10 protein-coding genes are annotated in these 8,801 nt (G+C 61.3%); 5 read left to right on the top strand and 5 right to left on the bottom strand.

Annotated features, from left to right (window positions below; translation table 11 throughout):
* Positions 1-137: 137 nt before the first annotated feature.
* Positions 138-1,187, top strand: coding sequence for an aldo/keto reductase (locus AC1D1Z_RS06250; protein ID WP_065277835.1), 1,050 nt, complete (start codon positions 138-140; stop codon positions 1,185-1,187).
* A gap of 66 nt (positions 1,188-1,253) precedes the next feature.
* Here the strand turns inward: AC1D1Z_RS06250 and copM are convergent, their stop codons facing one another.
* The 3 genes from copM to AC1D1Z_RS06235 all read right to left on the bottom strand — a co-directional run bounded on the left by copM (position 1,254) and on the right by AC1D1Z_RS06235 (position 2,919).
* Positions 1,254-1,613, bottom strand: a complete 360-nt coding sequence (gene copM, locus AC1D1Z_RS06245) for a CopM family metallochaperone (RefSeq protein WP_018244961.1) — start codon at positions 1,611-1,613, stop codon at positions 1,254-1,256.
* 75 nt (positions 1,614-1,688) lie between these two features.
* Entirely contained in the window at positions 1,689-2,057 is a 369-nt protein-coding gene (locus AC1D1Z_RS06240) for a hypothetical protein (RefSeq protein ID WP_018449389.1), read from the bottom strand.
* Positions 2,058-2,160: 103 nt separating this feature from the next.
* On the bottom strand, positions 2,161-2,919 hold the full coding sequence (locus AC1D1Z_RS06235; protein WP_028734931.1) for a hypothetical protein: 759 nt from the start codon (positions 2,917-2,919) through the stop codon (positions 2,161-2,163).
* 130 nt (positions 2,920-3,049) lie between these two features.
* On the opposite strand from AC1D1Z_RS06235, the gene hisS reads away from it, so the two are divergent.
* From hisS to hisG, 3 genes are read left to right on the top strand one after another with little or no spacing between them, the layout of a single operon-like run.
* On the top strand, positions 3,050-4,573 hold the full coding sequence (gene hisS, locus AC1D1Z_RS06230) for a histidine--tRNA ligase (protein ID WP_047621931.1): 1,524 nt from the start codon (positions 3,050-3,052) through the stop codon (positions 4,571-4,573).
* 42 nt (positions 4,574-4,615) lie between these two features.
* Positions 4,616-5,737, top strand: a complete 1,122-nt coding sequence (locus tag AC1D1Z_RS06225; protein WP_018244965.1) for an ATP phosphoribosyltransferase regulatory subunit — start codon at positions 4,616-4,618, stop codon at positions 5,735-5,737.
* On the top strand, positions 5,734-6,429 hold the full coding sequence (gene hisG / locus AC1D1Z_RS06220; RefSeq protein WP_018244966.1) for an ATP phosphoribosyltransferase: 696 nt from the start codon (positions 5,734-5,736) through the stop codon (positions 6,427-6,429). Before AC1D1Z_RS06225 ends, hisG begins: the two co-directional genes overlap by 4 nt.
* Positions 6,430-6,511: 82 nt before the next feature.
* Here the strand turns inward: hisG and AC1D1Z_RS06215 are convergent, their stop codons facing one another.
* Complete coding sequence (locus AC1D1Z_RS06215) at positions 6,512-6,925, bottom strand: DoxX family protein (RefSeq protein WP_018449385.1); 414 nt, start codon at positions 6,923-6,925, stop codon at positions 6,512-6,514.
* 208 nt (positions 6,926-7,133) lie between these two features.
* Between AC1D1Z_RS06215 and AC1D1Z_RS06210 the strand changes: the two genes are divergently transcribed.
* The gene (locus AC1D1Z_RS06210) at positions 7,134-7,844 is read left to right on the top strand and encodes a glutathione binding-like protein (RefSeq protein ID WP_047621933.1); all 711 of its coding nucleotides are present in this window, start codon (positions 7,134-7,136) and stop codon (positions 7,842-7,844) included.
* Between the two features lie 123 nt (positions 7,845-7,967).
* Here AC1D1Z_RS06210 and AC1D1Z_RS06205 read toward each other — a convergent pair whose 3' ends face one another.
* Positions 7,968-8,444 carry a hypothetical protein gene (locus AC1D1Z_RS06205; RefSeq protein WP_047621934.1) on the bottom strand — a complete coding sequence of 159 codons (477 nt, stop codon included), beginning with the start codon at positions 8,442-8,444 and terminating at the stop codon, positions 7,968-7,970.
* Positions 8,445-8,801 lie beyond the last annotated feature (357 nt).

Below are 8,801 nucleotides of genomic sequence, written 5' to 3'. Positions count from 1 at the left end.
CCGCCGCACTACATGAAAATCGCCTCACCTTGCAGCCAGCCACGGCTGTGCCTGTCATATGCAGGCCAATAATCAAAAAATGAAGTTCAGCAGTTCGCAAGCCCCTCTTGCGGCAGACACAAAGGAATTTTTCGACCATGCGTTACAATCAACTCGGAAATACGGGACTTTTCGTCTCGGAAATCTGCCTGGGCACGATGACCTTCGGCGAAGCCAAACAAGGCAGTATGTGGGGCGCCATCGCCGACGTCGACCAGAATGCCGCCGACCGGATCGTCGAGCGCTCGCTTGCATCAGGCGTCAATTTCATCGACACGGCCGACGTCTATTCATCCGGCGAGTCCGAAAGGCTGCTCGGCCAGGCGCTGAAGAACCTCGACATCCCCCGCAAGGACGTCGTCATCGCCACCAAGGTCTACGGCGTCATGGGCGACAAGCCGAACGACCGCGGTGCCTCGCGCGGCCACATCATGGATTCCGTCGAGGCGAGCCTCAAGCGCCTGCAGACGGATCATATCGACCTCTATCAGATCCACGCGACCGATACGGTGACGCCGATCGAGGAGACGCTGCGCGCTCTTGACGATCTCGTTTCCCGCGGTCTCGTGCGCTATATCGGCGTCTCCAACTGGCAGGCCTGGCGCATTTCCAAAGCGCTCGGCCTGTCCGAACGCCGCGGCTTTGCCCGTTTTGAAACCGTGCAGGCCTATTACTCCATCGCCGGCCGCGATCTCGAACGCGACATCGTGCCGATGATGCAGGAGGAAAAGCTCGGCCTGATGGTCTGGTCGCCGCTCGCTGGCGGTCTGCTCTCCGGCAAATACGGTCCCGGCGCGCCCGGCAACGGCGAAGGCCGCCGCGCCAGTTTCGATTTCCCGCCCGTCGACAAGGACAAGGCCTGGGCCTGCGTCGCCGTCATGCGCGAAGTCGCCGAAAAGCACGGCGTCAGCGTCGCCACTGTGGCGCTCGCCTATATCCTCGCCAAGCCCTTCGTCACCACAGTCATCATCGGCGCCAAGCGGGTCGATCAGCTCGACCAGAACCTTGCCGCCGTCAAGCTGAAGCTCGATGGTGACGATATGAAGAAGCTCGACGAGGTGAGCGCGCTTGCTCCGGAATATCCGGGCTGGATGCTGGCGCGACAGGGCGCCGGCCGCCGCCCGGCCGATTTCGAGCCGAAGGACTGACCTCGCCAACATAAGTCCTGGGGAACGCCGGACATTTCCGGCGTTCCCCTTCTTCATAACGATCGATTATTTGCCGTGGGCTTTGAGCCAGGCGTTCATCTCGGCGATCTCGGCTTCCTGCGCCTTGATGACGGCTTCGGCGAGCTTGCGGATATCGGGATCTTTTCCATATTGCAGCTCGATCCTGGCCATATCGATCGCGCCCTGGTGGTGCGGGATCATGCCGCGGACGAAATCCGCATCAGCATCGCCGCTATACTCGATCATCATATCCTTGTGCATCTTGGCGTTGGCCTCGCTGAAGGCGTGGCTTGCCGCATCGTGGTTGCCCATCGGCTTGCTCATATCCATCGGTTTGTCTTCGGCAAGGACAGGAGCGGCAATGATGGCGAGCATTGCAGTGAGGGCGATGATTTTCAAAGACATGAGAGTTCCTTCCTCTGTCTGACAATAGGTTTGCCGGGCAGCTGGGCCACCCGATTGGCATGGATTGCTGTGGTGTCAGGACAGTCGGGGAGGCGGCGACTGCGGTGTCGGTTTGTTGTCATCGAGGGCGCGGGCAAGCGCCGGGACGGGATAGCCGAAGATGGACTTTCCGCTGGCCATGACCATCACCGCCGGTGGCAGCAGCAGACAGGCGGCGCAAAGCGGCATATGCGCGGAATTACCGGTGGCGCAAGGGTCTTTCAACGGATCGGCCTTATCAGCCGCCCCAGGCATATTCATGCCTGATATCTCATGGTGCATACTGCCGGTTTCGACGGCGACCGGTGCGTTCATCGACGCACATGTCGGACAGCCCGCCCATGCGGACATGGCGCTGTAGACCAGCCAGCCGAGAAACATCGTGATGAGGGCGAGCATGCGCATGCTGTTTTATAGGCGAAGGCCGGATGCAAGCCAAGCCGACCGGCGATCACATCCTGATCACTACAGCGCCGCGCGTCTTTTCAGACGCGCAAAGCACGATGCGCTAGGTGGCAATGACCTTGTGCTCGATCCGGTAATCCTTGCTCTCTTCGCCGAGCGGCGCCACCGGCCATGTCCAGCTAGCTTTTGCCGGTGGCGGCAAAACGCCATGCAGCAGGTCGACCTCCTCATGCGTCCTCTCGTTGCGATCGATAACGGCATAGGCGATATCGGTCACCAGGCAACTGCGGCAGGAAAGCCCGGAAAGCCCGGCCAGATGTGCCGCGATCAGTCTTTCCACCGTGTCTTCAGGCATTCGCCCGGCGTCAGCTTCATGGCGCCGTTTCACACCGCGACCGATCTGTGACAAGAGGTTGGCAGAAACCACGAGATCGAGATAGGGCACAGCGCGCAGGAAACCGAGCGGTTCGGGCTCGCGGCCGGCGGCAAGTTCATCGTAGCCGGAGAGATCGCGCTCGATCAGCCGGACATTGCGATAGCCCTTGGCCGACAGCCACAGGCGCACCGAGGCGAGATGAACGAGATCGACCAGCACGACGGTGTCGAAATCTCGCGCCAGCACCCCGATCGGTACATCGCGCAACAGGCCGGAACCGAGCACGACGGCGGTCCGCTTCTGCCTGAGATCGGCGGTCGCCGCCAGGATCGCCTTCCGGCTCATCTCCTCATGTTCGGCCCAATCCCCGGCGCAGCGCCCGGCGCGCGACCAGAGATTGACGGAATAGCGGATGAACTTTCGATGCGGCTTGCCGGTCAGCGGCAAGGTCGTGGCATAGAGAAGCGCCTCAGTGATCATGAGCATATCCGCATTTCTGATGGATGCCTCTTCGTTCAATCGATTCTCGCAGCCACATCAAGACCCTTCGCCCTTGCCGCTCCCCGCCCAATCCGCTAGGAAACCGCCACTGTCACAGTCAGTGGAATTCCCGGAAATGAACGACAAGCAGAAGAAACCACAAAAGCTCAAGGCCCGCCTGCCGCGCGGCTTCGTCGACCGGACGGCCGGTGATATCCGCGCCGTCAACGAGATGACGGCAAAGATCAGGGAAGTCTATGAGCATTATGGTTTCGATCCGCTCGAAACGCCGCTGTTCGAATATACCGATGCGCTCGGCAAGTTCCTGCCTGACAGCGACCGGCCGAACGAGGGCGTGTTCTCGCTGCAGGACGATGACGAACAATGGATGTCGCTGCGTTACGACCTGACGGCGCCGCTCGCCCGTCATGTCGCCGAGAATTTCAACGAGATCCAGCTGCCCTACCGCACCTATCGCGCCGGTTACGTCTTCCGCAACGAGAAGCCCGGCCCCGGCCGCTTCCGTCAGTTCATGCAGTTCGATGCCGATACCGTCGGCGCGCCCGGCGTCCAGGCCGATGCCGAAATGTGCATGATGATGGCCGATACGCTGGAAGCCCTCGGCATCAAGCGCGGCGACTATGTCATCCGCGTCAATAACCGCAAGGTTCTGGACGGCGTGCTCGAGGCGATCGGTCTCGGCGGCGACGACAAGGCCGGCCAGCGGCTGAACGTGCTGCGCGCCATCGACAAGCTCGACAAGTTCGGCCCGGAGGGCGTGGCGCTGCTGCTCGGCCCCGGCCGCAAGGATGAATCCGGCGACTTCACCAAGGGCGCCGGGCTTAACCAGGAGCAGATCGACAAGGTGCTGTTCTTTGTCGGCATCAAGGACTATGCCGAAAGCGCTGCCCGTCTCGCCGAGCTGGTCGCGGGAACCGCCAAGGGTGGGGAAGGCGTCGAGGAGCTGAATTTCATCGCGGCACTCGTCACCAGCGCCGGCTATGGCCCTGACCGCATCAAGATCGACCCCTCCGTTGTCCGCGGCCTCGAATATTATACCGGCCCGGTCTATGAGGCCGAACTGAGCTTCGACGTCACCAACGAAAAGGGCGAAAAGGTCGTCTTCGGTTCGGTCGGCGGCGGCGGTCGTTATGATGGCCTCGTCTCCCGCTTCATGGGTCAGCCGGTTCCGGCGACCGGCTTTTCGATCGGCGTCTCCAGGCTGATGACGGCGCTGAAGAACCTCGGCAAGCTCGGCGCGAGTGAGGTCATCGAGCCGGTGCTGGTGACCGTCATGGACGGCGATGTCGAGGCGATGGGCCGCTATCAGAAGATGACGCAGGAACTGCGCGCCGCCGGCATTCGCGCCGAGATGTTCCAGGGCAACTGGAAGAAGTTCGGCAACCAGCTGAAATATGCCGATCGCCGCGGCTGCCCTGTCGCCATCATCCAGGGCGGCGACGAGCGCGCCGAAGGCGTCGTGCAGATCAAGGATCTGATCGAAGGCAAGCGGCTCTCCGGCGAGATCGAAGACAATGCCAGCTGGCGCGAAGCGCGCGTGGCGCAGGAGACGGCGCCGGAAGCCGACCTCGTCGCCAAGGTGAAGGAGATCCTTGCTGCGCAGGCCGAGGATCGAAAGAGGGCGGGCGGCAATGTCTGAGGCATTTCCGACACGCTCTTTGCCTATCGTTCGGAGGCCCGCATGCCTCTGATCAACCTCCCCGAATTCTCCAACGACCTGCTTGCCGAATTTGTCGCGCGCAATGCCGAGCGCATCGATACGCCTGTCATTCAGCCGGCCGAACCTTTCCTTGATATCGCCGGCGAGGATCTGCGCCGCCGCATCTTCATGACCGAGAGCGAAACCGGCGCCAGCCTCTGCCTGCGTCCCGAATTCACCATCCCCGTCTGTCTGCGCCACATCGAGACGGCGACCGGCACGCCGAAGCGTTATGCCTATCTCGGCGAGGTTTTCCGCCAGCGCCGCGACGGCGCCAACGAATTCTATCAGGCCGGCATCGAGGATCTTGGCGATATCGACCTGTCAAACGCCGACGCCCGCGCCATCGGCGATGCCACCGGCATTCTCGCCCGCCTGCTGCCGGGCCGTCGCCTGGCGGTGACGCTGGGCGACCAGGCGGTGTTCGAGGCGGTCGTCCAGGCGCTCGGCCTGCCGCTCGGCTGGCAGAAGCGGCTGATCCACGCCTTCGGCAATATGACCCAGCTGGAAGCGCTGCTTGCCAGCCTCGTCAGCCCGCAATTCGTCACCGGGCTGGACGACGATATTGCCAGGCTTGTCGCATCGGGCGACGAGCAGGCGCTGGTCGCCCATCTCGAGCGGGAGATGCAGAAGACTGGCTATTCGACGAATGCCGGCCGTTCGGCCCTGGAGATTGCCCGACGGCTCAAGGAAAAGCTTATCCTGTCCGAAACGCGCCTCGACGACGCGGCCTTCCACGTGCTGGAAGAGTTCCTGTCGCTTGACGTGCCGCTCGTCAATGCGTCCGCGGCCCTTGCCGGTTTCGCCGATGCTGCCGGGCTGAAACTCGGCAATGCGCTCGCCCGCTTCAATGGCCGGGTCGCAGCACTTTCCAATGCCGGCGTCGATCTTTCCTGTCTCGACTATCGCGCCGCCTTCGGACGGCCGCTCGATTATTACACCGGCCTCGTCTTCGAGGTGACGGTGGAAGGCTCGACCGCGGTGCTCGCCGGCGGCGGCCGCTTCGATCGGCTCCTGACTTTCCTCGGCGCAACGGACCGCATTCCGGCCGTCGGCTTCTCCTTCTGGCTCGACCGTATCGAAACCGAAAGGGCAGCCGCATGACCATCACCATCGCGCTTCCCTCCAAGGGCCGGATGAAGGAGGACGCTTCGGCGATCTTCGAACGTGCCGGCATGACGATCTCGGCGGTTGGCAACGATCGCTCCTACCGCGGCCGCGTCGAAGGCTGGGATGATGTGGAGATCGCCTTCCTCTCGGCTTCCGAAATCTCCCGTGAAATCGGCAACGGCACCGTCGATTTCGGTGTCACCGGCGAGGATCTGATGCGGGAAGGTTTTGCCGAGGTCGATAAGCGCGTCGAATTCTGCGCCCGGCTCGGCTTCGGCCATGCCGATGTCGTCGTTGCCGTGCCGGAGATCTGGCTCGATGTCGACACCATGGCCGATCTCGTCGATGTCGCCGCCGATTTCCGCGCCCGCCACTCCAGGCGCCTTGCCATCGCCACCAAATACTGGCGGCTGACCCAGCAGTTCTTTTCGAGCCAGCACGGCATCCAGCTTTATCGCATCGTCGAAAGCCTGGGCGCCACCGAGGGTGCCCCCGCGTCCGGCTCGGCCGATATCATCGTCGATATCACCTCCACCGGCTCGACGCTGCGCGCCAACCATCTGAAGGTGCTCCAGGACGGCGTCATCCTGCATTCGCAGGCCTGCCTAGTACGCGCCCGCAAGGAAAGCCATGCCGGCGAACCGGCTGTGCAGGCAATCATCGAGGCAGTGCGCGACGCCCTCTAGCTAGTGCCATTCGAAAAGCATGCAAAAACCCGCCGTCGGATGACGGCGGGTTTTCGCATTTATGGGAGGATGTCTGCTGGTATCAGGCGGCTGCATAGGCGCCGCGGCGGGCGTCGAGCGAGTAGGCGCCGGCACCGACGGTGGCGAGTAGTATGTACGCGCCGGCCAGCGTGATATTCTTCATGACCATGATCTGGTTGAGAATGTTCACGAGTTCCGTACCACTCGCGTAGGGCAGGTGGAAGGCAATGCCCGTGAAGACACAGAAGGCGGCGAGCAGCCAGCCGGCAATGCGGACCTGGAAGCCTGTGAGAACCGCAAGGCCGGCCAGCAGTTCGAAAAGGCCTGCGACATAGGCCAGCAGGGTTGCTGCCGGTAGGCCGGCACCGGCGATCATGCCCGCAGTACCGGCAGGATCGGTGAGCTTCATGAAGCCGGAAAGAATGAACATGAAAGACAGAAGAATGCGGGCAATCAGGATGATGACGTTGGACATGGATGTTGTCTCCGTTTGAAGGACTCTGGAGATCTGGGTGCCCCGGCACCGGATGGACCTCGGATGTCACCTATGTCGCCTTTTTCTTGCTTTATGGAAAGATAAACGGAAGCGGACAGTTCGTTCAATAATATGGAACGATGATCGGCCATCGCTTGCCTTTGTGAAGCCTCGTCTCCTATGGTCGGCTGATAACATGGAGGCTCCGATGGCAGATCTTTCCGCATTTCCGATCACGACGCGCTGGCCGGCTAGAAATTCCGATATCATCCAGCTCTATTCCCTGCAGACGCCGAATGGGGTGAAGGTCTCCGTCGCCCTCGAAGAGCTCGCTCTCGCCTATGAGCCGCATTATATTTCCTTCGCCGCCAACGAGCAGAAGTCGCCGGAATTCGAATCTCTCAATCCGAACGGCCGCATTCCGGCGATCATCGATCCAAACGGTCCCGACGGGAAGCCGATCGGTCTTTTCGAATCCGGCGCCATCCTGCTTTATCTCGCGGAAAAAACCGGCAAGCTCATCCCTGCTGATGCTGCCGGTCGCTACGAAACCATCCAGTGGGTGTTTTTCCAGATGGCGGGTATCGGCCCGATGTTCGGCCAGTTCGGACATTTCCACAAATTCGCTGCCGACAAGGTCGCCAACAACTCCTACCCGGTGGAGCGCTATCGCGATGAATCCAAACGGTTGCTCGGCGTGCTGGAGGGCCGGCTGAAGGGTCGTCAGTGGATCATGGGCGATCAGTATACGATCGCCGACATCACCACCTTCACCTGGGTTCGCGGCGCCGATATCTTCTATGGCGGTTGCGAGGTGCTCGAATATGCGAAATTCCCCGCCGTCTCGGATTGGCTGGAGCGCTGCATCGCCCGTCCGGCAAGCGCCAGGGGCCTCAACATCCCGGTCAAGCCGGAGTAACCAACAGATCGCTGGAAAGTAGAAAGGCCGCCCTCGAAGACGTCGGGAGCGGCCGTTGATTTTGCTCTTCCGGCCTATCGCCAACTCCCGCACAACTCCTTAGATCGGAACAGATTTAAGGGGCTACACCGTCCTTTGCGCGTCTGAAAGGACGTGCGGCGCTGTCGTGATCTGGCTTGCCCCTTCCAGCTTGAAGCGTGGAAAGATGAAGACGCCGACCATGCTGCCGCTGTATTTCTGCTCAAGCCCGTTCGACTCGCCCATGCAGAACAGCGGCTGGCGGAAGCCGTTCGGCAGGATGATCGTCGTCGAAAAACAGAAGGAGGAGCAGAGCGTCGCCGCCTGCTCAAACAGCTCCAATATGTGGCTGCGCTCCTTGGCGTCGTAGCAGCGAATCAGGCTTAAGAGTCCGCATTCCTGTGCGGCAAGACCGTGCAGCATCGCGCTCCATTCGCCGAGACGGAGCATCCCGCTCGAAAAATCTCCGGTCCAGGCTTCGGAAACGGAAAACTGCGCCAACATCTCATGATTTTGATTGGCGTCATCAAGCGAGCCGGGCGTCAAGGGTGCGGCTGCATTGGCTCTGGCGATCTTAAACAAGGCGTTCCCCAGTTCGGATGCGGCTCTTCCGCCGCACGCTCGGCAAACACAAAGAAACAGGATCACGCAGCAGCGGGCATGATGCCCGCGCTTACCTCCGGCGATTATTGCCACGGCCATCGGGCCCCCGTAACCGGAGCCCTTCGAAACCGAACGTTCACGCATCGCCTTCCGCGCTCCGGTCTCGTCTATTGGCGAAAAATTATCGCCGGGCGCGCTTTAATTGCAGCGCGGATTTATAGGGGCTTTTGGACAAACGGCAACGGCTTTTTAAGGGGTATTCGGATTCGCATCCTTTCACGGGATGTCTGCATTTGCGCGCGATTTCGCGAGAAACAGCATCGGAAGATCATCCTT

This window comes from Rhizobium sp. P1_E1, assembly GCF_056406015.1.
The sequence above is the reverse complement of the archived record's forward strand: the minus strand, read 5'-3'. Positions and strand labels throughout refer to the sequence as shown.